The sequence below is a fragment of the Pseudomonas sp. AD21 genome, from assembly GCF_002878485.1.
In the GTDB taxonomy this organism is placed as follows: Bacteria; Pseudomonadota; Gammaproteobacteria; order Pseudomonadales; family Pseudomonadaceae; genus Aquipseudomonas.
Genome location: NZ_NQYG01000023.1, coordinates 1 through 26,858, shown reverse-complemented (window position 1 = coordinate 26,858; position 26,858 = coordinate 1). Strand labels below are relative to the sequence as shown.

Annotated in this window: 22 protein-coding genes; 2 read left to right on the top strand and 20 right to left on the bottom strand. The window is 60.3% G+C overall.

What is annotated here, in order from left to right:
* Genes yacG through pilB form a run of 5 tightly spaced genes read right to left on the bottom strand, consistent with a single transcriptional unit; the run spans nucleotide 1 to nucleotide 4,612 of the window.
* On the bottom strand, nucleotides 1–201 hold the full coding sequence (gene yacG / locus PseAD21_RS15660) for a DNA gyrase inhibitor YacG (RefSeq protein WP_102356469.1): 201 nt from the start codon (nucleotides 199–201) through the stop codon (nucleotides 1–3).
* Entirely contained in the window at nucleotides 198–821 is a 624-nt protein-coding gene (coaE, locus tag PseAD21_RS15655; RefSeq protein ID WP_102356468.1) for a dephospho-CoA kinase, read from the bottom strand. Before coaE ends, yacG begins: the two co-directional genes overlap by 4 nt.
* Entirely contained in the window at nucleotides 818–1,690 is an 873-nt protein-coding gene (locus PseAD21_RS15650; protein WP_102356467.1) for an A24 family peptidase, read from the bottom strand. The genes coaE and PseAD21_RS15650 overlap by 4 nt, the downstream gene beginning before the upstream one ends.
* A gap of 1 nt (nucleotide 1,691) precedes the next feature.
* Nucleotides 1,692–2,909, bottom strand: a complete 1,218-nt coding sequence (locus PseAD21_RS15645; RefSeq protein ID WP_102356466.1) for a type II secretion system F family protein — start codon at nucleotides 2,907–2,909, stop codon at nucleotides 1,692–1,694.
* A 2-nt stretch (nucleotides 2,910–2,911) separates the two neighbouring features.
* A complete protein-coding gene (gene pilB, locus PseAD21_RS15640; protein WP_102356465.1) occupies nucleotides 2,912–4,612 on the bottom strand; it encodes a type IV-A pilus assembly ATPase PilB in 1,701 nt (566 codons plus the stop codon).
* A 225-nt stretch (nucleotides 4,613–4,837) separates the two neighbouring features.
* Here pilB and PseAD21_RS15635 point away from each other — a divergent pair, with 225 nt between their 5' ends.
* Both PseAD21_RS15635 and PseAD21_RS15630 read left to right on the top strand, forming a co-directional pair.
* Entirely contained in the window at nucleotides 4,838–5,278 is a 441-nt protein-coding gene (locus PseAD21_RS15635) for a pilin (protein WP_102356464.1), read from the top strand.
* Between the two features lie 292 nt (nucleotides 5,279–5,570).
* Nucleotides 5,571–5,927, top strand: coding sequence for a BON domain-containing protein (locus PseAD21_RS15630; protein WP_102356463.1), 357 nt, complete (start codon nucleotides 5,571–5,573; stop codon nucleotides 5,925–5,927).
* Between the two features lie 271 nt (nucleotides 5,928–6,198).
* Here the strand turns inward: PseAD21_RS15630 and PseAD21_RS15620 are convergent, their stop codons facing one another.
* The 15 genes from PseAD21_RS15620 to gluQRS all read right to left on the bottom strand — a co-directional run bounded on the left by PseAD21_RS15620 (nucleotide 6,199) and on the right by gluQRS (nucleotide 26,658).
* Nucleotides 6,199–6,495 carry a DUF2845 domain-containing protein gene (locus PseAD21_RS15620; protein WP_102356462.1) on the bottom strand — a complete coding sequence of 99 codons (297 nt, stop codon included), beginning with the start codon at nucleotides 6,493–6,495 and terminating at the stop codon, nucleotides 6,199–6,201.
* Nucleotides 6,495–9,443, bottom strand: coding sequence for a DUF748 domain-containing protein (locus PseAD21_RS15615; RefSeq protein WP_102356461.1), 2,949 nt, complete (start codon nucleotides 9,441–9,443; stop codon nucleotides 6,495–6,497). The genes PseAD21_RS15620 and PseAD21_RS15615 overlap by 1 nt, the downstream gene beginning before the upstream one ends.
* 220 nt (nucleotides 9,444–9,663) lie before the next feature.
* Nucleotides 9,664–10,680: a class I SAM-dependent rRNA methyltransferase gene (locus PseAD21_RS15605; protein ID WP_102356459.1), complete on the bottom strand. Its 1,017-nt coding sequence runs from the start codon at nucleotides 10,678–10,680 to the stop codon at nucleotides 9,664–9,666.
* Between the two features lie 162 nt (nucleotides 10,681–10,842).
* Nucleotides 10,843–11,715, bottom strand: a complete 873-nt coding sequence (locus PseAD21_RS15600) for an oxygenase MpaB family protein (protein ID WP_102356458.1) — start codon at nucleotides 11,713–11,715, stop codon at nucleotides 10,843–10,845.
* Nucleotides 11,716–11,766: 51 nt separating this feature from the next.
* Nucleotides 11,767–13,704: an acetate--CoA ligase gene (gene acs / locus PseAD21_RS15595; RefSeq protein ID WP_102356457.1), complete on the bottom strand. Its 1,938-nt coding sequence runs from the start codon at nucleotides 13,702–13,704 to the stop codon at nucleotides 11,767–11,769.
* A gap of 240 nt (nucleotides 13,705–13,944) precedes the next feature.
* On the bottom strand, nucleotides 13,945–15,609 hold the full coding sequence (gene pgi / locus PseAD21_RS15590; RefSeq protein WP_102356456.1) for a glucose-6-phosphate isomerase: 1,665 nt from the start codon (nucleotides 15,607–15,609) through the stop codon (nucleotides 13,945–13,947).
* Between the two features lie 230 nt (nucleotides 15,610–15,839).
* On the bottom strand, nucleotides 15,840–16,220 hold the full coding sequence (panD, locus tag PseAD21_RS15585; protein WP_003228271.1) for an aspartate 1-decarboxylase: 381 nt from the start codon (nucleotides 16,218–16,220) through the stop codon (nucleotides 15,840–15,842).
* Nucleotides 16,221–16,431: 211 nt separating this feature from the next.
* The gene (gene panC, locus PseAD21_RS15580; RefSeq protein WP_102356455.1) at nucleotides 16,432–17,292 is read right to left on the bottom strand and encodes a pantoate--beta-alanine ligase; all 861 of its coding nucleotides are present in this window, start codon (nucleotides 17,290–17,292) and stop codon (nucleotides 16,432–16,434) included.
* Nucleotides 17,289–18,089: a 3-methyl-2-oxobutanoate hydroxymethyltransferase gene (gene panB / locus PseAD21_RS15575; RefSeq protein ID WP_102356454.1), complete on the bottom strand. Its 801-nt coding sequence runs from the start codon at nucleotides 18,087–18,089 to the stop codon at nucleotides 17,289–17,291. Before panB ends, panC begins: the two co-directional genes overlap by 4 nt.
* 397 nt (nucleotides 18,090–18,486) lie before the next feature.
* On the bottom strand, nucleotides 18,487–18,972 hold the full coding sequence (gene folK / locus PseAD21_RS15565) for a 2-amino-4-hydroxy-6-hydroxymethyldihydropteridine diphosphokinase (protein ID WP_102356452.1): 486 nt from the start codon (nucleotides 18,970–18,972) through the stop codon (nucleotides 18,487–18,489).
* Nucleotides 18,973–18,975: 3 nt separating this feature from the next.
* A complete protein-coding gene (locus tag PseAD21_RS15560; protein WP_102356451.1) occupies nucleotides 18,976–20,376 on the bottom strand; it encodes a polynucleotide adenylyltransferase PcnB in 1,401 nt (466 codons plus the stop codon).
* A 734-nt stretch (nucleotides 20,377–21,110) separates the two neighbouring features.
* The gene (locus tag PseAD21_RS15550; protein ID WP_102356449.1) at nucleotides 21,111–22,547 is read right to left on the bottom strand and encodes a sigma-54 dependent transcriptional regulator; all 1,437 of its coding nucleotides are present in this window, start codon (nucleotides 22,545–22,547) and stop codon (nucleotides 21,111–21,113) included.
* A gap of 22 nt (nucleotides 22,548–22,569) precedes the next feature.
* Nucleotides 22,570–25,524, bottom strand: coding sequence for a sensor histidine kinase (locus tag PseAD21_RS15545; protein WP_178082132.1), 2,955 nt, complete (start codon nucleotides 25,522–25,524; stop codon nucleotides 22,570–22,572).
* Nucleotides 25,508–25,684: a hypothetical protein gene (locus PseAD21_RS15540; RefSeq protein WP_003176118.1), complete on the bottom strand. Its 177-nt coding sequence runs from the start codon at nucleotides 25,682–25,684 to the stop codon at nucleotides 25,508–25,510. The genes PseAD21_RS15545 and PseAD21_RS15540 overlap by 17 nt, the downstream gene beginning before the upstream one ends.
* A gap of 77 nt (nucleotides 25,685–25,761) precedes the next feature.
* The gene (gluQRS, locus tag PseAD21_RS15535) at nucleotides 25,762–26,658 is read right to left on the bottom strand and encodes a tRNA glutamyl-Q(34) synthetase GluQRS (RefSeq protein WP_102356447.1); all 897 of its coding nucleotides are present in this window, start codon (nucleotides 26,656–26,658) and stop codon (nucleotides 25,762–25,764) included.
* Nucleotides 26,659–26,858: the final 200 nt, after the last annotated feature.

Here is a 26,858-nt window from a genome sequence, read left to right as displayed (position 1 = left end):
TCAGTGGCGCGGGTCGAAATCGCCGGAGAACATTTCGTCTTCGGCATCCGCAGCCACCGGAATCTTGTGTTCTTCGGACGCCCAGGCGCCGAGGTCGATCAGCTTGCAGCGATCGGAGCAGAACGGGCGAAACTTGTTCTCGGGGATAAATTCCACGGGGGCGCCACAGGTTGGGCATTCTACGGTCGGGATCTGGCTCATGACTGGCCTCCGGATAAAGTCAGGTAAAAGTGATGCAGGCGTTCGACTTCGCTGTGCAGCCAGGCGAGGTCGCGGTCGTTGACCACCACATCGTCGGCACGGCTCACGCGGTCTTCGCGGCTCGACTGGGCCTTGAGGATCGCCTGAACCTGCTGTTCGCTGGTCTGGTCACGCTGCAAGGTGCGTTCGATCTGCAGTTGTTGCGGGGCGTCGATCACCAGGATGCGCTGGGTCATCGCGTATTGCCCGGATTCGATCAGCAGCGGCGAAACCAGAATCGCGTAAGGCGATTTTGCCAGCGCCAGATGGTGGGCGATTTCCTCGGCGATCAGCGGATGCAGCAGGGCTTCGAGCCAGCGACGTTGCTCCGGCACTTCAAAAATCAGCTGGCGCAGGGCGGCGCGGTTCAGGGTTCCGTCCGCCTGCAGTACATCCGGGCCGAAGTGCTCGGCAATCTTTGCCAGTGCCGGACGGCCCGACTCGACCACCCAGCGCGCTGCGTGATCGGCGTCGACCACGTGGATTCCGAGGTCGATGAAGTGCTGGGCCGCGGCGCTTTTGCCGCTGCCGATGCCGCCGGTCAGACCGAGAATCCAGGGTTTTTCCACAGGGGTATTCATTTCAAACCGACAAACTGCCAATAGAAGTCGGTTATTTGACCACCCCAGAGCAAGGCAATCCAGCCGGCAATTGCCAGATACGGGCCGAAGGGGATCGGCGTCGAGGTTTTCTGTTCGCGCAGACGCAGCACAATCACCCCGACAACGGCCCCCACCAGCGATGACAATAGGATCGTCAGCGGCAGAATCTGCCAGCCACCCCAGGCCCCGAGCAGCGCCAGCAGCTTGAAATCACCATGACCGATGCCGTCTTTGCCGGTCAGCAGCTTGAACAGCCAGAACACCGACCACAGCGCCATGTAACCGGCCACCGCGCCCCATAGTGCCGCGTGCAGCGAGACGAACACTGCGAAGCTGTTGACGATCAACCCCAGCCACAGCAACGGCAGCACCAGCACATCGGGCAGCAGTTGATGTTCGGTATCGATCAGGCTCATCGCCAGCAGCCCCCAGGTGAGGACGATCAACAGACCGGCCGGCCAGCCAAAACCCAGATGCCAGGCGATGAACGCCGAGAGCAGACCGCAGGCCAGTTCAGTCAGGGGATAGCGCTTGCTGATCGGGGCGGCACACGCAGAACAGCGTCCGCGCAGGAACAGGTAGCTGAGCAGCGGGATGTTCTCCCATACACGAATTCGGTGGCCGCATTGCGGGCATTCGGAGTGCGGCAGTATCAGGTTGTAAGTCGGCAGTGGCGTATCACTCGGCAGGCCGAGGACGTCCTGAGCCTGCTGGCGCCAATCGCGCTCGAGCATTTTCGGCAGACGCCAGACCAGCACGTTGAGAAAACTGCCGACCACCAGACCCAGCAGCAGTGCAGTGAAAACGAAGGCCAGCGGATACAGACTGAAAAGTTCGTCGATAGGCATGTCAGATCGCTGAGCCGAGTTGGAAGATCGGCAAGTACATGGCCACGACCAGACCGCCGACGATGACACCGAGCACCACCATGATGAACGGCTCCATCAGGCTGGTGAGGTTGTCGACCATGTTATCCACTTCGTCCTCATAAAAACCGGCGACTTTGTCGAGCATGTCATCCAGCGCGCCGGATTCCTCGCCGATGGCGGTCATCTGCACCGCCATGTTGGGGAACACTCCTGTGCTGCGCATCGAAAAATTCAGCTGCATGCCGGTGGCGACGTCCTGGCGGATGCGCAGCACCGCGCGCTTGAACACCACATTGCCGGTGGCCCCGGCCACCGAATCCAGTGCCTCCACCAGCGGTACGCCGGCAGCGAAAGTGGTCGACAGGGTACGGGCGAATCGGGCCACCGCCGACTTGTACATCAGTGTGCCCACCAACGGCACTTTCAGCAGCCAGGTGTCTTTGCGGTCGCGCAGTGCCTGGGACTTTCTCAGGGCGTGACGCGTACCGAAAAACACCGCAATCAGTGCACCAAGCACCGCCCACCACCATTGCTGCATGAATTCGGAAATGCTGATCACCATCAGCGTGAAGGCCGGCAGTTCAGCACCGAAGCCGGAAAATACCGCCTGAAACTGCGGCACCACTTTCACCAGCAAAATCCCGGTGACGACCATTGCCACCAGCACCACGGCGGTGGGGTAGGTCATGGCTTTCTTGATCTTGGCCTTGAGCGCTTCGCTTTTTTCTTTATAGGTCGCGACTCGCTCCAGCAACGTGTCGAGCGCGCCGGACTGCTCGCCGGCATCCACCAGGTTGCAATACAGTTCATCGAAATACTGCGGTTTCTTGCGCAGGGCGGTGGCGAAGCTGTTGCCGGCGGCAACCTCCTGCTTCACCTCGTCCACCAGTTTGCGCATCGCCGGGTTGTCGAAGCCTTCGCCAATGATATCGAACGACTGCAGCAGCGGCACGCCGGCTTTCATCATGGTCGCCATCTGGCGGGTGAACAACGCGATGTCCTGGGCCTTGATGCGTTTGCCGAAACTCAGCAGGGAGACGGATTTCTTGCGCACCTTGCCGGGGTTGATCCCTTGTTTACGTAGCTGGGCCTTGATCAACGCGGGGTTCTGCCCGCTCAGTTCGCCGGTGACCTTGCTGCCTTTGCGGTCCGTGCCTTCCCAGGCGTAGATGCTGATTTTCGCTGCCTTGACCGCCATGTTCAGTCCTTGGTGACCCGGTTGATTTCTTCCAGGCTGGTGATGCCTTGCATGGCCTTGCGCAGGCCTGAGGTGCGCAGATCGTCGAAACCGTCGTGACGCATCTGGCTGTCGATTTCCAGCGAGTTGCCTTCGGCCATGATCAGCCGTTGCAGCTCGGGTGTGTTTTTCACCACTTCATAAATCCCCACGCGTCCCTTGTAGCCGCCGTTGCATTGATCGCAACCGACCGGCTCATAGATCGTGAAACTGCCGATCTGTTCCGGTGGGAAGCCTTCCTTGATCAGCGTTTCGCGCGGAATCTCGATCGGTTTCTTGCAGTGGCTGCACAGCTTGCGTGCCAGGCGCTGGGCGATGATCAGGCTCACCGAGGTGGCGATGTTGAAGCCGGGAATGCCCATGTTGTGCAGGCGGGTCAGGGTTTCGGCGGCGCTGTTGGTGTGCAGCGTGGACAACACGAGGTGGCCGGTCTGCGCGGCCTTGATCGCGATCTCGGCGGTTTCCAGATCGCGAATTTCGCCGACCATGATCACGTCCGGGTCCTGACGCAGAAACGAGCGTAATGCCTGGGCGAAATCCAGCCCCTGTTTCGGATTGACGTTGACCTGGTTGATGCCTTCCATGTTGATTTCCACCGGGTCTTCGGCGGTGGAAATGTTGATGTCGACGGTATTGAGAATATTGAGTCCGGTGTACAGCGACACGGTTTTCCCCGACCCGGTCGGGCCGGTCACCAGAATCATCCCCTGCGGCTGCTTGAGCGCGGCCATGTACAGGTCTTTCTGCGCCGGTTCGTAACCCAGGGCATCGATGCCGATCTGCGCGCTGGACGGATCGAGAATCCGGATCACCACTTTCTCGCCCCACAGGGTGGGCAGGGTGTTGACCCGGAAGTCGATCGACTTGCTCTTCGACAGGCGCATCTTGATCCGCCCGTCCTGGGGTTTGCGCCGCTCCGAGATGTCGAGGCTGGCCATGACTTTCAGGCGTGCGGCGATCCGCCCGGCCAACTGAATCGGCGGTTTGGCCACTTCGCGCAGGATGCCGTCGGTGCGCACCCGCACCCGGAAGTTCTTTTCGTAGGGTTCGAAGTGCAAGTCCGACGAGCCACTCTTGATCGCGTCCAGCAGCATCTTGTGCACGAAGCGCACCACCGGGGCGTCATCGGCATCGAGTCCGCCGATATTCTCCTGTCGGCTGTCGTCGACGGATTCGACGTCCACCCCGTCGAGGTCGACGTCGGCCATCTCTTCGAGGCCGCTGGCGTGGGTGTCGAAAAATTTCTCGATGGCATCGCTGAGTTTGTCGTCTTCCACCAGGATGGCTTCGGTACTCAGTCCGGTGCTGAACTGGATATCGTTGATTGCCTGATGATTGCTCGGATCGGAAATGCCCACGAACAGCTTGTTGCCGCGTCGCCACAAGGGCAGGGCGTGGTGCTGACGCACCAGTTTTTCACTGACCAGGCCCTTGGGCTGGGTTTCCTTGTCGAGGCAATTGAGGTCCATGAAGGCCATGCCGAAATGCTCGGAAGCGATTTCGGCGACCTGGGAACTCCTCACCAGTTTGTTCTGCACCAGGTAGCTGACCAGCGACAGCCGATTGCGCTGCGCCTGTTGCCAGGCTTGCTGGGCGCTTTTTTCCGTCAACAGTTCAGCCTGTACCAGTTGCTTGGCCAGACCGCTCAGAGCGATGTCATTCATGGGGATTCCGCACGCTTGCCGTTCATGACTTATAGCCTAGTCAAGTGACAGCGCCACACACGTCGGGCACAGGTGACAAAAAGTGTCAGATAGTGCGGTTGTCGGTTGTAGGAAAGGCCTTCGCATCGTGGGCATGCCGAGTATTCGGGCGAGCGAGCGGTTGGCATGGGCTATGCTGAGCCCATCTCAGATCATGAGATTCCGACTCATGCATGGAGCGTATCTATGAAACAACAACAGGGCTTTACTCTGATCGAGCTGCTGATCGTGGTGGCGATCATTGGCATTCTGGCGACTATCGCCTTGCCGCAATACTCCAAATACCAGGCACGTTCGAAAGTGACTGCGGGTCTGGCGGAGATCAGTGCACTGAAGGTGCCGTTCGAGGACACCATCAATCAAGGCACTGATCCAACGCTGTTACTGGTGGCCGGTAGCGCTACAGCGACCACCTCCAACTGCACGCTGGCGGCGTCGGGAACCGCCTCGACCGGTGCCGGCACTATCACCTGCACACTGGTGAATGCTCCAGGTCCGGTGCTCGGTAAAACCATTACGTTGACCCGTACCGGTGCTGCAACCGGCAACACCTCCGGCGTCTGGAGCTGTGCGTCGACCGTCAACCCGGACTACGCGCCTAAGGGTTGCGCAGGCACCGGTGCCTGATTGAGTCAGCGTCCTGAGATGCCCCGCCATGCGGGGCGTTTTTGTTTTCGGCCTTCAAAAAAAGCTTCAGGAATTTCAGCGGGTTAGGAACTTTCCGAAAAGCCGCAACTTGCATGTCGATAATGCACTTGTCATGCAAATTGCATGATTTCGGAAATTTGCTGAATTTATAAATTGTTGATTTATAACGATTTGTTGTCTTTCGAGAAGTTGGCACAGCCTTCGCAATATCTCCAGTAACCCTGCTGACAAGACAACCAGCAGACTTTCCAGAAAAACAGGAGTTACTCGTATGAAGAAGTTCGCTATCACTGCCGCTGCTGCTACCGCGCTGACCCTGACCATGGCTTCCGGTGCATTCGCCCAATCCACCCAAGCTACCCAGGCTCCAATGACTCTGGCTTCCGGTGAAATGACCAAGGCTAAAGAAGCTACTTCCGATACCTGGATCACCACCAAAGTCAAAAGCGATCTGGTCACCGAAAAAGGCATTCCAGGCACCGACATCAAAGTAGAAACCAACAAAGGCGTCGTTTCCCTGTCGTCGACTGTTGCTGTCACTGAATCTCAGAAAGCCACCGCGGTAGCGATTACCAAGAAAATCAAAGGCGTCAAAGCGGTCTCCGCTGACGGCCTGAAAGCCGAGTAAGGCATGACTTCTCGCCTGGACCGGGAGAAGGCGCGACAGACGGGCCGGGCAATACGTCTGCCGCAACTTTAGAGTTCATGCGAACGGTCACACGGATGTGACCATTACGGGCCCTGGCACTTGTGTCGGGGCCTGTTCTATTTCTGCGGGAAAGCCCAAAACAACTGTAGGAGTGAGCCTGCTCGCGATAGCGGTGTATCAGTCGATTAATGTGTCGACTGACCCAACGCTATCGCGAGCAGGCTCACTCCTACAAGGGGGTCGATGTGGTTCAGTTACCGCGTTTGCTGTTGATCTGCCGCAGGCGATTGCCTTCGAAGCGCAGGTACTGGTACATGCCGTTGCTCGGGCCGTAGGTCCATTCCTCGACCTGAAACTCTTCGCGGCGGTTGGCGCTGCGCTTGTAGCCGAGGACGTCGCGGCTGACCGGCTCTCCACACTTTTGCAGCACTTCGCTGGCGCGGTCGCCGAGACTGACCAATTGGCTGCCACAGCGCAGCGTATCGGAGGCCAGGGCAGGGCTGGCGGCGAGCATCAGCGTCATCGCAACCAGCCACTTGTGGTTCATTACTCGGCGTCCAGGTGCATCTGCGTCACGACCCGGCCATCGCTTTCGGCCTCGCCAAGATTGGCGTCGATGAAGTACACCCGATCATCGGCCAGTTGGCCCTTGTCGACCAGATAGTCCTTGATGCTGCTGGCGCGTTCCTGACCCAGTTGACGCAGTAATACATCGCTGGAACTCCAGAACTTGATGACGCCGTCACGCATTTTTGCCGTGCGTTCTTCCTTGCCCAGGTCCTTCCATTCAGCCGGTGGCTGGGTTTTGAGACGGGTGCGGTAGATGCCTTCGAGCAGCGGGCCCTTCTCGTTCTCCGGCACTTGCAGCAGGGACGCCTGAGCCGGCACTTTGTCGCCACGGCGCTGGAGCATCTTGTAGTAGTTGTACTGGTATTCGCGCTCCAGACGCTGTTCGGCAATCAACGGACCGTCGCTGCTTTGCGCGGCAGTGCCTTCGATTTCCAGACGCAGGGCCGGACGTTCCTTCAGGGCTTGGGACAGTTTGTCGAGGGCCGACTCGGCGTCCTTGCTCAGGTCGCTGGAACCCGCTGCAAAGGACACGGTACCGAGGTCTTCTGAACCGCCGCCACTGATCAGTCCGCCAATCATCTTGAACGGCGCCGCCGCGGCTTTGACGATCAGGTTGCGCAGGGTCTGCCAGACAATCGGCATCACGCTGAACTGCGGGTTGTTCAGGTCGCCGGTGACCGGCAGTTCGATGGAAATCTTGCCGTCGACGTCCTTGAGCAGGGCGATCGCCAGTTTCAGCGGCAGGCTCACGGCGTCCGGGCTGTCGACTTTCTCGCCGAGTTGCAACTGCTCGACCACCACTTTGTTTTCGGCCTTCAACTGACCCTTGGTGATCAGGTAATGCAGGTCGAGGTTGAGCCGGCCTTTGCGGATGCGGTAACCGGCGAACTTGCCGGAGTATGGCGTCAGGGTGGTCAACTCGACCCGTTTGAAGCTGGTGGCGATGTCGAGGCTGGCCATCGGATCGAACGGGTTGACCGCGCCTTTGATGGTCACTGGCGCATAGCGGTCGACCTTGCCCTTGATGTCGACGCTGGCCGGTTTCGCCTGACGGCTGTCGATGGTGCCGATCTGGCCGTTGAGCTGTTGAATCGCGGTGGCGAAGTTCGGGGTCAGGCTGAAGTCGGCGAAGTTGGCCGAGCCGTCGTTGATCGCAATCGCGCCGATGTGAATGCCCAGCGGCTTGTCTTTGCTGGCCGGTTTCGCCGCGGCGGTTTTCGCACCGCTGTCGGCGGGCTGCGGGATCAGCAGATCGTCGATGTTGGTGGTGCGGTCATCGTTGATCATGAACCGCGCGTACGGCTGGAACAGGTTGACCTTGTCGATCGACAGGCTGTCACCGTGTTGATAGTTGATGCCTTCGACCACCACTTGCTGCCACTTGAGGAAGTCGCGGGTCTTCAGGGTGTCAAGGGTGTGCAGTTGATCGATCTGCGCCCGCCCGGTCACGTTGAGCGCCAGTGGTTCGGTGCTCTTGAGGTTGACCTTCAAGTCACTGCCGAGCATGCCGCTGCGCAGTTCCAGGCGAATGAACGGGCTGATGTAGGATTGCGCGACCCGCAGGTCGATGTCCTGGGTTTTCACGTTGAGCTGGGCGGTGACCGGGGCGAGGTTGACCACGCCGTCGGCGCTGACCTTGCCTTGTTTGCCCAGGCCGGTGTCGAGTCTGACCTTGAAGGGCGAACCGTTGAGGCTGTCGAAATCCTGCAGATCAATGTTCAGCGGCGTGACATCCAGTGCCACCGCCGGTTTTGCCGAACGGTCGGCCAGATGCACCGTGTAGTTGCGCAACTGCACGTCCTTGAGCAGCACTTGCCATGGCTTGCTCGGCGCCGGCGGTGCTTTCGGCGAGTCGGCGGCGGCCGGGGTATTGGCAGGTTCCGCTGCAGCCTTCGCGGCGGGCTTGGACGGCTGGCTGGCGAACAGTTTTTGCCAGTCCAGTTGGCCGTCGGCTTCGAGCGCGGCCCAGGTTTCCAGTTTGTTGCTGCGGATCTTGCCGACCACCACTTGCTGTTTGGCCAGGTCCAGTGAAGTCTCGCTGACGTCCAGGCGTTCAAGTTTTGCCAGTGGGCGCCCGTCCGGTGCCTTGATTGCGAACGGCGCAATGCTCACCGCGATGTTGTTCAGCAGCAGTTCGGTTTCTTTCGACAGATTGAGTTTGTATTCGGTGCTGAGGTTGATCACACCGTCTTCGAGGACCAGTGGCACCGCGTCGCGCACGTAGGGCCAGAAGGCTTTCATCTTGCCATCGGTGATTTTCAGCGTGCCTTCGGAGGTGAACGGGATCAGGCTGAAGTTGCCCTTCCAGTCGATCTGCCCACCGGCCGGGCCGATCGCCACCAGTGTCATGTCGGCATTGTCTTCGGGCAGGGTACTGAGGTTTTTCAGTTCGAAGTCGAGTTTGTCGTAGAGGAACTCGATCGGCTCCCCCGGCCGGGCGGCTTCGAAATGCACATTGCCACCGGCCAGCTGGATGCGGTCGATGCGCAGCGGGAACGGCTTGGCATTCGGGTCGGCCGGGGTCGGCTCGCTGGCGGGGAGTTTGAACAGGCCCAGCAGATTGAGCTGGCCGTCCTTGGCGAAGAGGATTTCAGTCTTCGGCTTGTCCAGCTCGATATCGGCCAGGTGCAGCGCTTTGGTCCACAGGCTGTCGAGTTGCAGGTTGGCGTACAGCCGTTCGAAACCGACCTGCTCTTTGCCCGGCTCGCCAATGACCAGCCCCCACAGGGTGACTTCAAGGCTGAATGGATTGAGTTCGATGCGCTGGATATGCGCAGGCACCGTGGCGTAATTGGCCAACTGCTGGTTGGCAATGCGCAGGGCGATGCCCGGCAAAATCAGAAACCCCAGCAGGCTGTAAAGGGCCAGAGCGGTCAACAAGGCGCCAATCGCGCGAATCAATCCTTTGGTCATGTGCGGCTTCATCTGTCTGAATCGGAGTGCCTTGGAGTATGGCACGCGATTCTGGTTCCGAAGTAACTCGCAGGGTGCAGGATTGTTCAGATTGTTCTGTAGGATCGCAAACCCTGTGGGAGCGGGCTTGCTCGCGAATGCGGTTTGTCAGTCAACCTCTTTGTTAACTGATGCACCGCATTCGCGAGCAAGCCCGCTCCCACATTGGACAGTTGTCAGCCGCAGAGGAGGGTTACAGCTGCAGGATCAGGGTTTTCAGCGGTGGCTGTTGATCCATTGACGGGAAGTCGGCGCCCGGGGTCATCACGCTCCATTCGCGTACTGGACGCCCGGCCTTCTCGGCGCAACGCAGTACCTGTTCGCGCCAGTCATCCATGCTGACTTTCGCCAGGTTGTTGCAGCAGATCAGCACGCCATTGTCAGCGGTGGTCAGCAGGGCCGGCTTGAGCAGGCTCTGATAGTCACGCAGCAGGTCGACAGTGCCGAATGCACTCTTGGCCCAGGCTGGCGGGTCGAGCAGCACCAGATCGTACTGGCGTTGTTCGAGGCGCTGATAGCTCGGCAGTTTCTGCCCGCGTCGCTGGCTGATGGGCAGGCCGGCGAGTTGGCGGATCGCCGGGAAATAATCGGACTGGATGAATTGCATCTCGGGCAGTTGCGGGTTGAGCAGGCCGTTTTCGCGGCCGACCGCCAGGTTGCCTTCGGCGAAGTCCAGATTGCACACCTCACGCGCGCCACCGGCAGCGGCACTCAGGCCAACGCCGCAGGTGTAGGCAAAGAGGTTGAGCACGCTTTTGCCCTTGGCGTGATCCTTGACCCAGCCACGGGTGTTGCGCAGGTCGAGGAACAGCAGCGGATCCTGCCCTGCATGGCGACCACGTACGCGGTAGTTCAGGCCCCATTCGTGGCCGATCAGATCGGCCAGTGCGGCGGCGTCAGCTTTGTAGACGCTGTCTTCGCGATCGATCCGCGAGTTGCCGCGAGAGCGGTCGTTGTAGACCAGCAAGGTTTCCAGGCCCAGCGTTTGATTGACCATGGCGTGCAGTTGCAGCAGATCGTCACGCTCCAGCGTCTGGTGAAAGCTCTGTACCAGCAATTGCGGACCGTAGCGATCGATGGTCAGGCCGCCGGCGCCTTCCTGGCTGCCATGGAACAGCCGATAGCAATCGGTGCCCTGGCTGTGCAGTGCAGCGAGCAGGTCCTGGCGTTGATCGAGGGCGGCGCGCAGCGCCTGATTCAAGGAAGACATGCGGGCGCCTTGCTGGTGAGAATTGGGGCGCGGGAGTTTAGCAGCTTGGCGGGTAACCGAGGTGCTGCCTTCGCGAGCAGACTCGCTCCCACAGGAGATTTGATTTACAGCATAGATCCTGTGTGGGAGCGAGCCTGCTCGCGAAGGCGCCCAACGAAGCTTTCAGCTCAGCAAACCCATCCGCCGTTTCGCTCGCTGCACCGAGCCATTGCGCATCGCCCAGCGCAGCATCGGCGCACTGCGCTTGACGCTGGCGCGGATCAACTGGCGCTGCAGCGAACTCTGGCGGACATCGAACATATCGCTGGCCCAGTCCGGCAGCAGGTCGATGCCGGCTTTCATCATCAGATCGCCAAACGGCCGCGCCAGAACACTCGGCGCCGGCGCGTCGAGCAGCAGGCGCAGGACTTCGCGGCTGCGTTCATCGCACAACAATTGCGGGCGCATGCGTTGCAGATAATCGGCCACCGCTTGCCGTGATTTCGGTACGTCCCGCGCACCCAGTCGCTCAGCCACCACGGCGATCTCCGCGTAGTAACGATCCTGATCTGCCAGCGACAGCCGCGGATTACGATAACGCAAATGCGCGGCGAGGAAGTTGCTGACTTCTGCCACATGCACCCAGGTCAGCAGGTCCGGATCGCTGGCCGCATAGGGTCGGCCATCCGCTGCGGTACCGACCACTTGCAGGTGAATGGTGCGCACTTTCTCGATCAGCCATTCGGCGTCGCGGCGCGAACCGAAGGTGGTGCCGGATACAAACTGACTGGTGCGGCGCAAGCGTCCGAGCATGTCCTGGCGAAAATTCGAATGGTCCCAGACGCCGGCCAGCGCCAGCGGATGCAGGGCTTGCAGCAGCAAAGCGCTGATGCCGCCGATCAGCATGCTGCTGAAATCGCCATGCACTTGCCAACTGATCGAGTCGGGGCCGAACAGGCCCGGATCGCCCTTGGGGTTTTCCAGGTCAAGCTGACCGAGGGACAGACCGGTCAGGCTCATGAGTTGGTTTTCGATACGGCTGCGGATGAATTCCATGACAACTCATTGCGGGTGGACGGGCGCGGCCGGTTGACCGCGCTACGGACGTTACTGGTTGAGGCGCTTGTCGATCAAGCCCTGCACCACGCTCGGGTCGGCCAGGGTCGAGGTGTCGCCGAGGCTGTCGAGTTCGTTGCAGGCGATCTTGCGCAGAATACGCCGCATGATCTTGCCTGAACGGGTTTTCGGCAAGGCCGGCGCCCACTGGATCAGGTCCGGCTTGGCGAAGCTGCCGATTTCCTTGCTGACGTGGGCCAGCAGTTCTTTCTTCAGCTCATCACTTGGCTCGGCGCCGTTCATCGGCGTGACGAAGGCATAGATGCCCTGGCCTTTGACATCGTGCGGATAACCGACCACGGCGGCCTCGGCAATGCTGTCGTGCAGCACCAGCGCGCTTTCCACTTCAGCGGTGCCGATGCGGTGGCCGGAGACGTTGATCACGTCGTCGATGCGCCCGGTGATCCAGTAATCGCCGTCCTCATCGCGCCGCGCGCCGTCGCCGGTGAAGTAGTAACCGGGGTAGGGTTTGAAGTAGGTATCGACCATGCGCTGCGGGTCGCCGTAAACGCTGCGGATCTGTGCCGGCCAGCTGGATTTGATCGCCAGCACGCCGCTGCCGGCGCCTTTGATTTCCTTGCCGTGCTCGTCGAGCAGCACCGGTTGCACGCCGAACATCGGCTGCGTGGCGCAGCCAGGTTTGATCCGTTGCGCGCTGACCAGCGGGCTGAGCATGATGCCGCCGGTTTCGGTCTGCCACCAGGTATCGACAATCGGGCAGCGTTGTTCGCCGACCACGTTGAAGTACCATTCCCACGCTTCCGGGTTGATTGGCTCACCGACACTGCCGAGCAGTCTGAGGCTTTGCCGCGAGGTTTCCTGCAATGGCCCGGCACCTTCGCGCATCAAGGCGCGCAGAGCGGTCGGCGCGGTGTAGAAAATGTTGACGTGGTGTTTGTCGATCACCTGCCAGAAGCGCGAAGTGCTCGGGTAGCTCGGCACACCTTCGAAGATCAGGGTGGTCGCACCATTGGCCAGCGGGCCATAGACAATGTAGCTGTGCCCCGTGACCCAGCCGACGTCAGCGGTGCACCAGAACACTTCGCCATCGCGGTAGTCGAGCACGTATTTGAAGGTCATCGCCGCTTGCAGCAGGTAGCCGCCGGTGGTGTGCAACACGCCTTTGGGTTTGCCGGTGCTGCCGGAGGTGTAGAGGATGAACAGTGGATCTTCGGCGTCCATCGGTTCCGGCGGGCAGTCATCGCTGACATCGCGCACCGCCTGGTGATACCAGAGGTCGCGACCCTCAACCCATTCGACCTGGCCTTGCGTGCGCTCGACCACCACCACCGTGCTGACGTCCGGGCAGCTTTGCAGGGCCTTGTCGACGTTCTGCTTGAGCGGCACGAACTTGCCGCCGCGCACGCCCTCATCGGCGGTGATCACCGTGCGGCAATCGGCGTCGAGAACGCGGTCGCGCAATGAGTCCGGGGAGAAGCCGCCGAACACCACCGAATGGATTGCGCCGATCCGCGAACAGGCGAGCATGGCGTAGGCGGCCTCGGGGATCATCGGCATGTAGATGCATACCCGGTCGCCTTTCTTCACGCCACGGCTTTTCAGCACGTTGGCCAGGCGGCAGACATGGTGATGAAGTTTTTTGTAGGTGATCTGCGCCGATTCGGCCGGGTCGTCGCCTTCCCAGAGAATGGCCGTCTGCTCGCCGCGCTGCGCCAGGTGGAGGTCGATGCAGTTGTAGCTGACGTTGAGTTGCGCGCCGGCAAACCAGGAGGCTTCACCGGTTTTCAGGTCGTAGCGCTGGACGGTCTGCCACGGTGTGCTCCATTCGAGGAAGCGTGTGGCCTGTTCGGCCCAGAAGGCGCTGGGGTGTTCAATGGATTCGCGGTACAGACGTTTGTAATCGTCCTGACTCAACTGCGCAGCCCGGCGGACGGCATCGGCTTTGGGGAACGTGCTGATATCGAACATGACGGTTCCTTATTCTTGTGGTGCGACAAGGATAAAGATGCGCCGAGCGGTCTACAGGTTCAAGTCTGGTTTCAGGTGTGCACAAACAACTGTAGGAGTGAGCCTGCTCGCGATAGCGATGTGTCATTCAACTCAAGGCTAAATGACACAGCGCGATCGCGAGCAGGCTCACTCCTACAAGGGATTTTCATCGCCCACAGGATTTGGATTGATCCAAAGCCTGTGGGCCGAGCCATCAAATCAACCGCGGTGACGACCGCGGAAGTAGTTGATCAGGCCCTGGGTGGAGGCATCGTCAGCGGTGGTTTCATCGCTGCCGACCAGACGGTTGTAAACGCCTTTGCCCAGTTCCTTGCCCAGTTCCACGCCCCACTGGTCGAAGGCATTGATGCCCCAGACCACGCTCTGCACGAACACTTTGTGCTCATACATCGCGACCAGCGCACCGAGACGACGCGGGCTGATGCGCTCGACGACAATGGTGTTGCTCGGACGGTTGCCCGGAATCACCTTGTGCGGTGCGAGTTTGTGCACCTGCTCTTCGCTCATGCCTTTGTCGCGCAGCTCCTGCTCGGCTTCCGGCAGGGTCTTGCCGAGCATCAGTGCCTGGCTCTGCGACAGGCAGTTGGCGTACAGCCACTGATGGTGGTCGGAGACCGGGTTGAAGCTGACGATCGGCACGATGAAGTCGGCAGGGATCAGTTGGGTGCCTTGGTGCAGCAGTTGGTGATACGCGTGCTGACCATTGCAACCGACGCCGCCCCAGATCACCGGGCCGGTATCGGTCGATACCGAGGTACCGTCCTGACGTACGCTCTTGCCGTTGGATTCCATATCCAATTGCTGCAAGTGCTTGGTGATGTTGCGCAGGTAGTGGTCGTACGGCAGGATCGCGTGGCTTTGCGCGCCCCAGAAGTTGCCGTACCAGACACCGAGCAGCGCCAGCAGCACCGGCATGTTCTGTTCGAACGGCGCGGTCTGGAAATGCTGGTCCATGGTGTAGGCACCGGACAACAGTTCCTTGAAGTTGGACATGCCGATGGCCAGGGCGATCGGCAAACCGATGGCCGACCACAGCGAGTAACGGCCGCCGACCCAGTCCCACATCGGGAAGATGTTTTCTTCACGGATACCGAACGCTACTGCAGCAGCGTTGTTGCTCGATACCGCGATGAAGTGGCGATACAGCTCGGCTTCCGAGCCACCCTGCGCCAGGTACCAGGCGCGTGCGGCCTGCGCGTTCTTCAGGGTTTCGAGGGTGTTGAAGGACTTCGACGAAACGATGAACAGTGTGGTTTCGGCGCGCAACTTCTGCGTCAGTTCATGGAACTCACTGCCGTCGATGTTCGCCAGGTAATGGCAACGCACGCCTTTCTGCGCGTAGGACAGTAGCGCTTCGGACACCAGTTCCGGGCCGAGGAACGAGCCACCGATGCCGATGTTCACCACGTCGGTGATCGGCTTCTCGGTGTAACCACGCCACAGGCCATCGTGGATGCGGCCGACCAGATCAGTGATCTGGTTCAGCACCTTGTGCACTTCCGGCATCACGTTGACGCCGTTGACCGACAGTTTGTCGCCCACCGGGCGGCGCAGGGCGGTGTGCAGTGCCGGGCGGCCTTCGGAGGCGTTGACGATCTCGCCGTCGAACAGCGCTTTGATCGCGCCTTTCAGATCGACTTCATTGGCCAGGCCCACCAGCAGATTGCGGGTCTGGGCGTTGATCAGGTTCTTGGAATAATCGAGAAACAGTCCGCAGCTGCTGAGAGTGAACTGATTGAAGCGCTGCGGATCGGCGTTGAAGGCTTCGCGCATGCTGAAATCCTGCATGGCTTGGCGGTGATCTTTCAACGCTTGCCAGGCAGGCAGAGCGGTAACGTCGTGAGGAGTGCGGTAGTACGCCATCGCTGCGGTTTTCCTTTTTACTTGAACGGCCTTTTGAACACAGAACAGACCGATACGCCATGTTTGGGCGAGGGTCAAATGCGTCGACACGATTTTTCAACGCAGGGCGAATACAGTAAACCTCGCGCTGCGATCTGTCTTGACTTCTTCTGACCTGTTCCCTGTACTTTTTTAACATCGATACCGGGAACAAGCCGACCAACGGAAGGGGAGTGGTGTGTCGAAGCGGCTCAGGCCACCTGAACCGGAATGGCGTTGCTGGTGTGGCTCAGCTCATTGCCAGGAGCCATATACAGCATGCGCGGCTTGAAATTCAGCAGTTCCGCTTCGCTGTAATGGGCGTATGCGCAAATGATCACCCGGTCGCCGACCTTGGCCTTGTGCGCGGCTGCGCCGTTGACCGAAATCATCCTTGAACCTTCTTCACCACGAATGGCGTAAGTGGTGAAACGCTCGCCGTTATCGACGTTGTAAATCTGGATCTGCTCGTACTCACGGATGCCGGACAGGTCCAGCCACTCGCCATCGATGGCGCAGGAACCTTCGTAATCGAGTACCGCATGGGTGACTTCGGCGCGGTGCAGCTTGGCCTTGAGCATGATGGCGTGCATGAGGGATTTCCCGGGTTGGAATCGAACGGCGGGCAGTGTGCCCGAAGGCTATTGGGGCGGCAATATGGCTTGAAATGCAATTTTCAGGACGCTGAAAAACACTGTAGGAGTGAGCCTGCTCGCGATAGCGGACTGTCATTCAACAATGATGCTGAATGTCAGGGCCTCATCGCGAGCAGGCTCACTCCTGCAAGGGGTATTGCGGTGTTGTTCAGGCCGGGGTATCGAGATTCAGGTGCAGGTTGTCGATCAACCGTGTGGTGCCGAGGAACGCGGCCACCAGAATCACCAGATCGCGGTCTTCAGCCGTCGCCGGACGCAGGGTCAGGGCGTGGCGGATTTCCAGATAATCCGGGCGCAAGCCGGCAGCTTCCAGCTGTTGCGCCTGGGTTGCGATCAGCGCCGGGAAGTCGCGCTCACCTTGCTTGATCGACTCGGCAATCGCGCTCAGGGTGCGATAGACCTCCGGGGCCACGGCACGTTGTTGCTCGCTGAGGAAACCGTTGCGCGACGACAGTGCCAGGCCGTCGGCGGCGCGTACGGTCGGCTCGCCGATGATCTGGATCGGCATGTTCAAGTCATGCACCAGCGCACGAATCACCGCCAGTTGCTGGAAGTCCTTCTGGCCGAAGATCGCCAGGTCCGGCTGGACCATGTTGAACAGCTTGCTGACCACCGTCGCCACACCTTCGAAGTGCCCCGGACGGCTGGCGCCACACAGGCCTTCAGACAGTTGCGGAACGCTGACCCGGGTCTGCCCGGCCATGCCGTCGGGGTACATCTCTTCGACCGTCGGAGCGAACAGCAAATGGCAGCCGGCTTGCAGCAGCTTTTCCTGATCCGCCGCCAGGGTGCGCGGGTATTTGTCGAGGTCTTCGCCGGCGCCGAACTGCAGCGGGTTGACAAAGATGCTCGCGACCACGAAATCCACCCGCTGGCTGGCTTTGGTGATCAGCGCAATGTGCCCGCTGTGCAGGTTGCCCATGGTCGGCACGAAGCCGATGCGCTTGCCTTCACTGCGGGCGCGAGCCACGGCGGCGCGCAGTTCGCGTACGGTTTTTACGGTGTTCATGCAGAGAATCCGTGTTCGATGCCAGGGAAAGTGACGCCTTTGACTTCGTTGACGTAAGCCTTCAGTGCGGACTGGATGCTGTCCTGCCCTTGCATGAAGTTCTTGACGAATTTCGGCACGCGGCCAGTGATCGACAGGCCGAGCATGTCGTGCAGCACCAGAACCTGGCCGTCGGTGTCGCTACCGGCACCAATGCCGATCACCGGAATCTTCACGGCCTGGCTGATTTCGGCGGCGAGTTCGCTCGGCACGCACTCGAGCAGCAGCATTGCCACGCCAGCCTGCTCCAGCGAAATCGCGTCGGCACGCATCTGCCGCGCCTGGTTTTCGTTGCGGCCCTGCACTTTATAGCCACCGAGGATGTTCACCGCTTGCGGGGTCAGGCCCATGTGCGCGCAGACCGGTACGCCGCGTTCGGCCAGCAAGCGGATCGACTCCGCCAGCCACAGGGCACCTTCGACCTTGATCATGTGCGCGCCGGCCTGCATCAGCATGGCGCTGTTGGTCAGGGTTTGTTCGACAGTAGCGTTGGCCATGAATGGCAGGTCGGCCAGGATCAGGGCATCGGTGTTGCCGCGTTTGACGCAGGCGGTGTGGTAGGCCATTTCTGCGATGGTGACCGGCAGGGTGCTGTCGTGACCCTGCAGAACCATGCCGAGGGAGTCGCCCACCAGCAGCACTTCGACACCGGCCTCATTGCAGGCGTGGGCGAAGGTCGCGTCATAGCAGGTCAGCATGGTGATCTTTTCACCTTTCTGCTTGAGGCTCTGGAGCGTGGTCAGGGTGATGGCTGGCATGTAAAAAATCCTCGTTCAGGCGCTCTGGAAACTACTGCGAGTAACGCGCGTGATTCTTCATCTACTCAGGCGCACGCTCTTTTGTCGTGCTTATAAGGCCTGGATTGCGCCCGTATGTGCCGGGTTGGCGGCAGCGGGACGCCTATAGTCGTGAGGAGAACCTAGGAAGTCAATTGCATGTGTTACCGCATTGTTACGAGGGGAGTGTTACCGGCGTTACTGATGCGATTCAGCGGCGCGGTGGGGCTGATTCGAGGGTTTTTTGTCCGACAAAATCCAGCGTGCGCAATAAACCAATGTGGGAGCGAGCCTGCTCGCGAAGGCGGCGGATCAGGCAACATGGTGTTGAATGACACACCGCCTTCGCGAGCAGGCTCGCTCCCACGGGGGATTGCAATCAATCTGTCGAGAGGCGTTCCAGGCCGACGAACGGGCAGGCTGTCAGCAGATCGGAGAGGTTGCGGCCATCGGCCAGGCGCAGGTCCTGTGGGGCCAGTTCGGCGAGCGGATACAGCACAAACGCGCGTTCCTGAATCTGGTAATGGGGGACTTTCAGGCGTGGCTCGTCGATCAAGCGATCACCGAACAGCAGAATATCCAGATCCAGTGTGCGCGGGCCCCAGCGCTCAAGGCGTTCGCGGCCCTGATCATTCTCGATCGCTTGCAACGCATCAAGCAATTCCAGCGGGGCGAGCGAGCTGTCCAGCGCGGCCACCGCGTTGGTGTAACGCGGCTGGCCCGGCAACAGGGAATCGCTTTGGTAGAAGGCCGAAACGCCAACCAGCGTGGTCTGCGGCAATTGCCCCAGCGCCTCGACGGCGCTGCGCAACTGTTCGGCCGGGTCAGCGAGGTTGCTGCCCAGGCCGATATAGATGCGTTCCATGCCTTATTCGCCCGATGCGCTCGGAGCCCCGGCGCGTTTGCGCTTGGAGCCGCTGCTGCGGCGACGTTTGCGCGGCGCGCCGCTGGCGTCATCGCCCTTGCCGCTGAGGTCGCGGATCATGTCGCGACGTTCGCTGTCGTTGGCGTCCTGATAGTCTGTCCACCATTCGCCGAGGCCATCTGTTTCTTCACCTGCGCTTTCGCGTAACAGCAGGAAGTCGTAACCGGCGCGGAAACGCGGGTTGTCCAGCAGCAGGTCGGCGCGTTTGCCGCTACGGCGTGGCAGGCGCTCCTGCATGTCCCAGATCTCGCGGATCGGCATGGTGAAGCGTTTGGGAATGGCGATGCGCTGGCACTGTTCGGCGATCAGCTCGTGCGCACCTTCCTGCATCGCCGGAATCGGCGGCATGCCGCGTTCCTGCAGACGCAACACGCGGGCCGGCAGGGCAGGCCACAGCAGTGCGGCAAACAGGAACGCCGGGGTCACCGGTTTGTTCTGTTTGATGCGCAGATCGGTGTTGGTCAGCGCTTCGCTGATCAGCGTGTGGGTGTATTCCGGGTTGTGTTCCAGCGCATCGGCACTGGCCGGGAACAGCGGGGCGAACAATTGCAGATCGACCAGCATCTCGAAGGTGATTGCGCCGTGGCCGGAGAGGAACAGCTTGAGCACTTCCTCGAACAGACGGGCCGACGGGATCTCGCGCAGCATCGGCGCCAGTTCGCGGATCGGTTGCACGGTGTGCTTCTCGATGCCGAAATTCAGTTTGGCGGCGAAACGCACGGCCCGTAGCATCCGTACCGGATCTTCCTGGTAACGCTGCTTCGGATCGCCGATCAGGCGGATCAGGTGATTGCGGATGTCGTGTACGCCGTTGGCATAATCGAGAATGCGTTCGCTGACCGGATCGTAATACAGGGCGTTGATGGTGAAGTCGCGACGTTGTGCGTCTTCTTCCAGGGTGCCATAGACGTTGTCGCGCAGAATCCGCCCGCTCTCGTTACGCGAAGACTGGTTGCTGTCTTCGTCGTCTTCGTTTTGCGGGTGATTGGCGCGGAAGGTCGCGACTTCGATGATTTCGCGACCGAAATGGATATGCACCAGTTTGAAGCGACGACCGATGATCCGCGCATTGCGGAATTCGGCACGGACTTGCTCGGGAGTGGCGCTGGTGGCGACGTCGAAATCCTTGGGCGTGATGCCCAGGAGCATGTCACGCACGCAACCGCCGACCAGATAAGCCTGGTAACCGGCGCCTTGCAGGCGTTCGACAATATTGACCGCGTAGCGGCTGAATTGCGTTTTCTGCAGCGAATGTTGACCGCTGTTGAGCACTTCAGGGGTGCTACGGATGTGTTGCGTACGACGCACGGGAGTTCGGAATGACTGGAACAGCTTCTTCAGCATGGGATGCACTGTTTGAAGGAATGTTCGGCCATACCAAAGAATGACCGCATGATGGGCGCAGATTCTAGCATTTAGTCGGGGGATGGTGTAGGACACGGCAGATTTGAGCTGTAAGCCGCAAGCTGCAAGGGGCGGGCAAGGGAAAACAGGGGGATTTTGCCAGGCGGGAGAAACTACAAGGGGAGCCGAAGCTCCCCAAGAAGTAGTTGCGTGCTCTTTTTATTATTGATTCGGGCTTTTTGTTTTTGTTGAGTGCCCTCGTCACGAAGCTTTTCCTTCGTGACCCTCCCAATCGGGAGCCAAGAGCAAACGGATTGCTTTGGTCGCTGAATTGCAGTGATCTTTCGATCCAACCAGTACAGGCTCTGTCTTAGGACAGTTTTTGTTGTTCTCGGCCTGGTCGTGGGGCTAGCCCCAAATACAACGCCTCTCCAAAAGAATCAGTTAGCTGCGCCTCTCGCCGTCTTGTTTTTATTGTGCGTGAGTCGATTCGTCTTATTTTTATTGTCTTGTGCATTGCTTGTTATTGTTCTTGTACCAAACATATAGCAGGTGCCGTGCCAACTTTTGCGAGGCCCAATAAAACAAGGGGTTAGGTCGATATAACGGTTTTCTTGGGGCGAAAAAAAGCCGGGGTTTCGTTACCGATAACCCCGGCTTCTGTTACGTGAAAGGACTGAGGTAACAGTTTTTTCACCTATTCAAGCGTTACCCGCACACTCGACAGGTAACGTTCAGCTCTCGCTGGTGACCCCGGTCTTGCGCCGTGGAATGCCCAGGCGCTGCCGGCGTTCCCACAGACACTTGCGGCTGACGCCCAGTTTGCGCGCCAGTTCGGTCTCGGTCATGTGATCCTGGTGCTCGAGGACGAAGTGCTGGAAGTAATCTTCCAGCGACAGGTCTTCGGTCGGCTCATGGCTGCTGTTGCTGGTGTTACCTGCGGTTTGCGCCGGCAAGCCGATGAACTCGTCGTCTTCCAGGTCGCTCAGCTCGATGTCGATGCCCAGCAGGTCGGCGGAGATTTCCGGACTTTCACTCAGGATCACCGCGCGCTCGACCGCGTTTTCCAGCTCACGCACGTTACCCGGCCAGGAATAGTGACGAATGGCCTGTTCGGCATCGGCGGCAAATTTCAGGTCGGTACGATTGATGCGCGCACTCTGACGGGCGAGGAATGCATTGGCGATTTCGTTGACGTCGGCGCCACGCTCGCGCAACGCCGGCAGTTTCAGGGCGATCACGTGCAGACGGTAATAAAGGTCTTCACGGAACTGGCCGATTTTGGCCAGGCTCTTGAGGTCGCGGTGGGTTGCGGCGATCAAGCGCACATCGACCTTTTGCGACTGCACCGAACCCACGCGGCGAATCTCACCTTCCTGCAACACTCGCAGCAGACGCGCCTGGGCTTCCAGCGGCAGTTCGCCGATCTCGTCGAGGAACAGCGTGCCGCCGTCCGCCGCTTCCACCAGGCCGGCACGGCCAGCGCTGGCGCCGGTAAAGGCACCTTTTTCGTGACCGAACAGTTCGGACTCGATCAGACTTTCCGGGATGGCTGCGCAGTTCACCGAAATCATCGGTGCCTTGGCACGTTTGGACAGGTTGTGCAGGGCGCGGGCGACCAGCTCCTTACCGGTGCCGGATTCACCCTGGATCAGGACATTGGAATCAGTCGGCGCAACTTTGCGGATCTTGCCGTACAGGTCCTGCATCGGTGGGCACGAACCGATGATGCCGATCTCACCGTTGCTGTTATCGACGGCGGCTTTGCCGCTGCCGTTGGTCGTTTTGCCGGCAACCACCTCGCCGGCGACAGGCGCCGACTGGTGATCACGCAGGATCCGCGCAACGGCCTGGAGCATTTCATCGTGATCGAAAGGCTTGGCGATGTAGTCCACCGCGCCCATCTTCATCGAGTCGACTGCCGAGCGCAGGCTGGCATAGCTGGTCATGATCAGCACCGGCTTGCCCTGACCAAGCTTGATCAGCTCGGTACCGGGGGCGCCAGGCAAGCGCAGGTCGCTGACGATCAGATCGAATGTGGGAATACTGAAGCGTTCTTGTGCTTCCTGCACTGAACCGGCTTCGCTGACCTGGTACTGGTTGCGTTCCAGCAGGCGGCGCAAGGCGGAGCGGATAATGGTTTCGTCTTCGACGATCAAAATGTGCGGCATTGATTCGATACTCTCGACGGTCTCAGTTCACAGCGGACGTCGCTTCGACATGACGCGGTAAGGTCACCCGGATACGGGTGCCGCGCTGGCTTTGTACATCAGCCGGGCTGTCGATGGTGATTTGTCCATAATGCTCTTCAACGATGGAATAGACCAGTGCAAGGCCCAGACCGGTGCCTTCGCCAGGATCCTTGGTGGTGAAGAAAGGTTCGAACAATCGGTCCATGATGTTCTGCGGAATACCACTGCCTTCGTCTTCCACGATCAGATCGACCGTGTGTTCGCCGGCTTCACTCTTGACCCGCACCGCACTGCCCGCAGGCGAGGCGTCACGGGCGTTGGAGAGCAGATTGATCAGCACCTGGGCGAGCCGCTGCGGGTCGCCTTCGACCCAGTGATCCGGATCGCACAGGTTATAGAACTGCACTTCGAAGTTGCGTCGGTTCAGCGCCAGCAGGCCAATCGCGTCCTGCGCGACTTCGGCCAGGCAAACCGGCTCGTCGCTGTGCTGGTGGCTACCCGCGTGGGCGAAGCTCATCAACGACTGCACGATGCGTGACACGCGCTTGGTCTGTTCGAGAATCTGCCCGCTGATTTCTGTCAGCTCGCCGTCTTCTTCACGCTCTTCGCGCAGGTTCTGCGCCAGACAGGCGATGCCGGTGATCGGGTTGCCGATTTCATGGGCTACACCCGCCGCCAGTCGGCCAATGCTCGCCAGGCGCTCGGAGTGCACCAGCTTGTCTTCGAGCATCTGGGTTTCGGTCAAATCTTCCACCAGCAGCACCAGGCCGCTGTTGCCCGGTGCCAACGGTTCGTCGATCGCCGCTTTGTGCAGGTTCAGCCAGCGGGTCTGGCCGTCGAGGGCCAGGTGCTGTTTGTGCAAGTGTTCGTCGGGCAGGTTGATGAAGCCTTGCAGCAATTGCTTCCACGGATCGGTGATGGTGCTCAGGCGCGAACCGACCACCCGCTGTGCGGCGATCCCGGTGAGTTCTTCCATGGCCTTGTTCCACATCAGGATCTCTTGATCCTTGGCCAGCGAACAGACGCCCATCGGCAGCTCCTGCAAGGTCTGGCGGTGGTAGCGGCGCAGGGCGTCGAGTTCGGCGGCCAACCCGGTGAGGCGTGAGTGATAGTCCTCGAGGCGGCTTTCGATGAAGTGGATGTCTTCGGTGACGTAGTTTTCGCCGCCGGCCTTGTACGGCAGGAAGGTTTCGACCATGTCCTGCGCCACGCTCGGACCCATCAGGCCGGAGAGGTTGGCTTCGATGCGGTCGCGCAGGCGGCGCAAGGCATAAGGGCGGCGTTCGTCGAACGGCAGATAGAGATCGCGCAGGGCCTGCTCGACTTCCTTCTGTGCAGCCTTGGCGCCCAGGGGTTTGGCCAGCTGCGTGGCGAACTCCTGGGGCGAGGCGGCGTGCAGCTCGCGGCGTTGCGGACGACGCACGTTATCCACCGCGCAGGCTTCGGCGGCGCTGGCTTCTTCGGGGCTGGCGTTGGTGAACAACGAGATCAGGGTGAACATCAAGACGTTGGCCGCCAGCGACGCAATGGCTGCCATGTGCCAACTGGTGTCGTCCAGCACATAAATCATGTTCAGCAGGGGAATGTAGAAACCCTGCAGATTGCCGACCAGCGGCAGCAGCATGGTCACCACCCACACCAGAATCCCCGCCAGCAGACCGGCGATAAAGCCGCGACGGTTAGCGGTCGGCCAGTACAGCACTGAGAGCACGCCGGGCAGGAATTGCAGGGTGGCGACGAACGCGACGATGCCGAGGTTGGCCAGGTCCTGTCCGGCGCCGAGCATCAGATAGAAGCCGAAGCCGGCCATGATGATCGCGACGATCAAGGCCCGACGGGTCCACTTCAGCCAGCGATAGATATTGCCTTCGGCCGGTGGCTGGTACAGGGGCAGCACCAGGTGGTTCAGCGCCATGCCCGACAGCGCCAGGGTGGTGACGATGATCAGGCCACTGGCGGCCGACAGCCCGCCGACGTATGCCAGCAATGCCAGCGGCTTGCTGTTGGCGGCAATGCCGATGCCGAGGGTGAAGTATTCCGGGTCGGTGGTGGCGCCGAGCTTCAGGCCGGCCCAGAGAATCAGCGGCACCGCCAGGCTCATCAACAGCAGGAACAGCGGCAGGCCCCAACTGGCGCTGACCAGCGAGCGCGGATTGAGGTTTTCGGTGAAGGTCATGTGATACATGTGCGGCATCACGATTGCCGAGGCAAAAAACACCAGTAACAGCGTGCGCCACGGCCCTTCCTGCAGCGGCGTGTGCAAGGCGGCGAGGGCGGTCTGGTTCTGCAGCAGCCACAGCTCAAGCTGTTGCGGACCGTCGAACACGCCATACAGTGCATAGAGGCCGACGCCGCCGAGGGCGATCAATTTGATCACCGACTCGAAAGCAATCGCGAACACCAGCCCTTCGTGTTTCTCGCGGGTGGCGATATGCCGGGAACCGAAGAAAATCGTGAACAGAATGATCAGCGCACAGAACGCCAGGGCGACGCGGCTCTGGATCGGTTCACCGGTGAGAATGCCGATGGAATCGGCCACCGCCTGAATCTGCAGCGCCAGCAGCGGCAGTACGCCGATCAGCATGAAGATCGTGGTCAGTGCGCCGGCCCAGGTGCTGCGGAAACGGAAGGCGAACAGATCTGCCAGCGACGACAGTTGATAGGTGCGGGTGATTTTCAGGATCGGATACAACAGCACCGGCGCCAGCAGAAACGCGCCGGAGACCCCGAGATAACTGGAGAGAAAGCCGTAGCCGTACTGATAGGCCAGGCCCACCGTGCCGTAAAACGCCCAGGCACTGGCGTAGACCCCCAGTGAGAGGGTGTAGGTCAGCGGGTGGCGAATGATCGCCCGCGGGATCATGCCCCGTTCACTGATCCAGGCAACGCCGAACAACACCGCCAGGTACGCGGCGCTGATCAGGATCATCTGGGTCAGGCTAAAGCTCATCGGCATCTTTTTGGCTCTGCAGGATGAAGGTCACGACAATCAGGATCAACCAGAGCAGATACGGCCGATACCAGGCGCCCGTGGCGTCGATCCACCAATCCATGATGGCTGGAGAAAACAGATAGATTCCCACGACCAGAAGCAGGACCAAGCGATAGATGTACATCCCGGCCTCTCTTTTTTATGCGCGTGCCCGAAAACGTGCGGCGATGGTAACGGATGGGCGCGCCACTGCAAGTGTCGTCATTGCAGTTGCGCTTCGGGCAGGGTCAGTGTGCGCGGGATCCGGGCTGCGTCCCAGTGGCTTGCGCCCCATTTCAGCAGCTCCTGCGGGGTGGCGTGTGCCAGCTCGGCGCCAGGGTTTTGCCCCAGCGCGCGCAGGGCCCGCAGCAGCAAAGGGGTGGCCTGATCGGCTTCCAGAGGCGGCGAACGGTAGGATTTGCCGAGTTTGTTGCCGTCCGGTTGCGTGATCAATGGCAGGTGCAGGTAGCGTGGCTGACGAAAGCCCAGTAATTCTTGCAGGTAAAGCTGGCGCGGGGTGGAGTCGAGCAGATCGGCCCCGCGCACGATGTCGGTGATGCCTTGCCAGGCGTCATCCAGCACCACTGCCAGTTGATAGGCGTACAGGCCATCGCGGCGGCGAATCACGAAATCGCCGACATCGCGCCCCAGATGCTGGCGAAACTCGCCCTGCACCCGGTCGATGAAATGATATTCCAGCTCGGGCACGCGCAGGCGGATCGCCGCGTCTTGCTGCGCATGTCCGGCATTGCGGCACAGTCCTGGATAAATGCCGTGATACGGCTCCAGGTGTTTGCGCGAACAGGTGCAGGCGTAGGCCAGGCCATGGTTGAACAGGCTGTTGAGGACTTCGGCGTAGGCGGCGTGTCGGTCACTCTGGCGTACCATCTCGCCGTCCCACTCGAAACCGTAGCTTTCCAGCGCCGTGAGGATCGCCGTCTGCGCGCCGGGTTCTTCCCGGGGTGGATCGAGGTCTTCCATGCGCACCAGCCAGCGTCCACCTGCTGAGCGCGCGTCAAGGTAAGAGGCGAGGGCGGCGACCAGCGAGCCGAAGTGCAGGTGGCCACTGGGTGTCGGGGCGAAACGGCCGATGTAGGCGGGGGAGGTTTTGGCAGTCATGAGGACAATATAATTTTCAGGATTCGCGCACATTACCCCTGTGGGAGCGGGCTTGCTCGCGAATGCGTCGGATCAGACACTTTTATGTTGAATGACACACTGCATTCGGGAGCAAGCCCCCTCCCACAAAGGCAAAAGGCAAAAGGCAAAAGGCAAAAGACAAAAGGCAAAAGGCAAAAGGCAAAAGGCAAAAGGCAAAA

What these genes read in the sequence shown, in the direction of transcription:
- yacG (WP_102356469.1), bottom strand. Translation starts at nt 201, where the DNA reads ATGAGCCAGATCCCGACCGTAGAATGCCCAACCTGTGGCGCCCCCGTG.
- coaE (WP_102356468.1), bottom strand. Translation starts at nt 821, where the DNA reads ATGAATACCCCTGTGGAAAAACCCTGGATTCTCGGTCTGACCGGCGGC.
- PseAD21_RS15650 (WP_102356467.1), bottom strand. Translation starts at nt 1,690, where the DNA reads ATGCCTATCGACGAACTTTTCAGTCTGTATCCGCTGGCCTTCGTTTTC.
- PseAD21_RS15645 (WP_102356466.1), bottom strand. Translation starts at nt 2,909, where the DNA reads ATGGCGGTCAAGGCAGCGAAAATCAGCATCTACGCCTGGGAAGGCACG.
- pilB (WP_102356465.1), bottom strand. Translation starts at nt 4,612, where the DNA reads ATGAATGACATCGCTCTGAGCGGTCTGGCCAAGCAACTGGTACAGGCT.
- PseAD21_RS15635 (WP_102356464.1), top strand. Translation starts at nt 4,838, where the DNA reads ATGAAACAACAACAGGGCTTTACTCTGATCGAGCTGCTGATCGTGGTG.
- PseAD21_RS15630 (WP_102356463.1), top strand. Translation starts at nt 5,571, where the DNA reads ATGAAGAAGTTCGCTATCACTGCCGCTGCTGCTACCGCGCTGACCCTG.
- PseAD21_RS15620 (WP_102356462.1), bottom strand. Translation starts at nt 6,495, where the DNA reads ATGAACCACAAGTGGCTGGTTGCGATGACGCTGATGCTCGCCGCCAGC.
- PseAD21_RS15615 (WP_102356461.1), bottom strand. Translation starts at nt 9,443, where the DNA reads ATGAAGCCGCACATGACCAAAGGATTGATTCGCGCGATTGGCGCCTTG.
- PseAD21_RS15605 (WP_102356459.1), bottom strand. Translation starts at nt 10,680, where the DNA reads ATGTCTTCCTTGAATCAGGCGCTGCGCGCCGCCCTCGATCAACGCCAG.
- PseAD21_RS15600 (WP_102356458.1), bottom strand. Translation starts at nt 11,715, where the DNA reads ATGGAATTCATCCGCAGCCGTATCGAAAACCAACTCATGAGCCTGACC.
- acs (WP_102356457.1), bottom strand. Translation starts at nt 13,704, where the DNA reads ATGTTCGATATCAGCACGTTCCCCAAAGCCGATGCCGTCCGCCGGGCT.
- pgi (WP_102356456.1), bottom strand. Translation starts at nt 15,609, where the DNA reads ATGGCGTACTACCGCACTCCTCACGACGTTACCGCTCTGCCTGCCTGG.
- panD (WP_003228271.1), bottom strand. Translation starts at nt 16,220, where the DNA reads ATGCACGCCATCATGCTCAAGGCCAAGCTGCACCGCGCCGAAGTCACC.
- panC (WP_102356455.1), bottom strand. Translation starts at nt 17,292, where the DNA reads ATGAACACCGTAAAAACCGTACGCGAACTGCGCGCCGCCGTGGCTCGC.
- panB (WP_102356454.1), bottom strand. Translation starts at nt 18,089, where the DNA reads ATGCCAGCCATCACCCTGACCACGCTCCAGAGCCTCAAGCAGAAAGGT.
- folK (WP_102356452.1), bottom strand. Translation starts at nt 18,972, where the DNA reads ATGGAACGCATCTATATCGGCCTGGGCAGCAACCTCGCTGACCCGGCC.
- PseAD21_RS15560 (WP_102356451.1), bottom strand. Translation starts at nt 20,376, where the DNA reads ATGCTGAAGAAGCTGTTCCAGTCATTCCGAACTCCCGTGCGTCGTACG.
- PseAD21_RS15550 (WP_102356449.1), bottom strand. Translation starts at nt 22,547, where the DNA reads ATGCCGCACATTTTGATCGTCGAAGACGAAACCATTATCCGCTCCGCC.
- PseAD21_RS15545 (WP_178082132.1), bottom strand. Translation starts at nt 25,524, where the DNA reads ATGCCGATGAGCTTTAGCCTGACCCAGATGATCCTGATCAGCGCCGCG.
- PseAD21_RS15540 (WP_003176118.1), bottom strand. Translation starts at nt 25,684, where the DNA reads ATGTACATCTATCGCTTGGTCCTGCTTCTGGTCGTGGGAATCTATCTG.
- gluQRS (WP_102356447.1), bottom strand. Translation starts at nt 26,658, where the DNA reads ATGACTGCCAAAACCTCCCCCGCCTACATCGGCCGTTTCGCCCCGACA.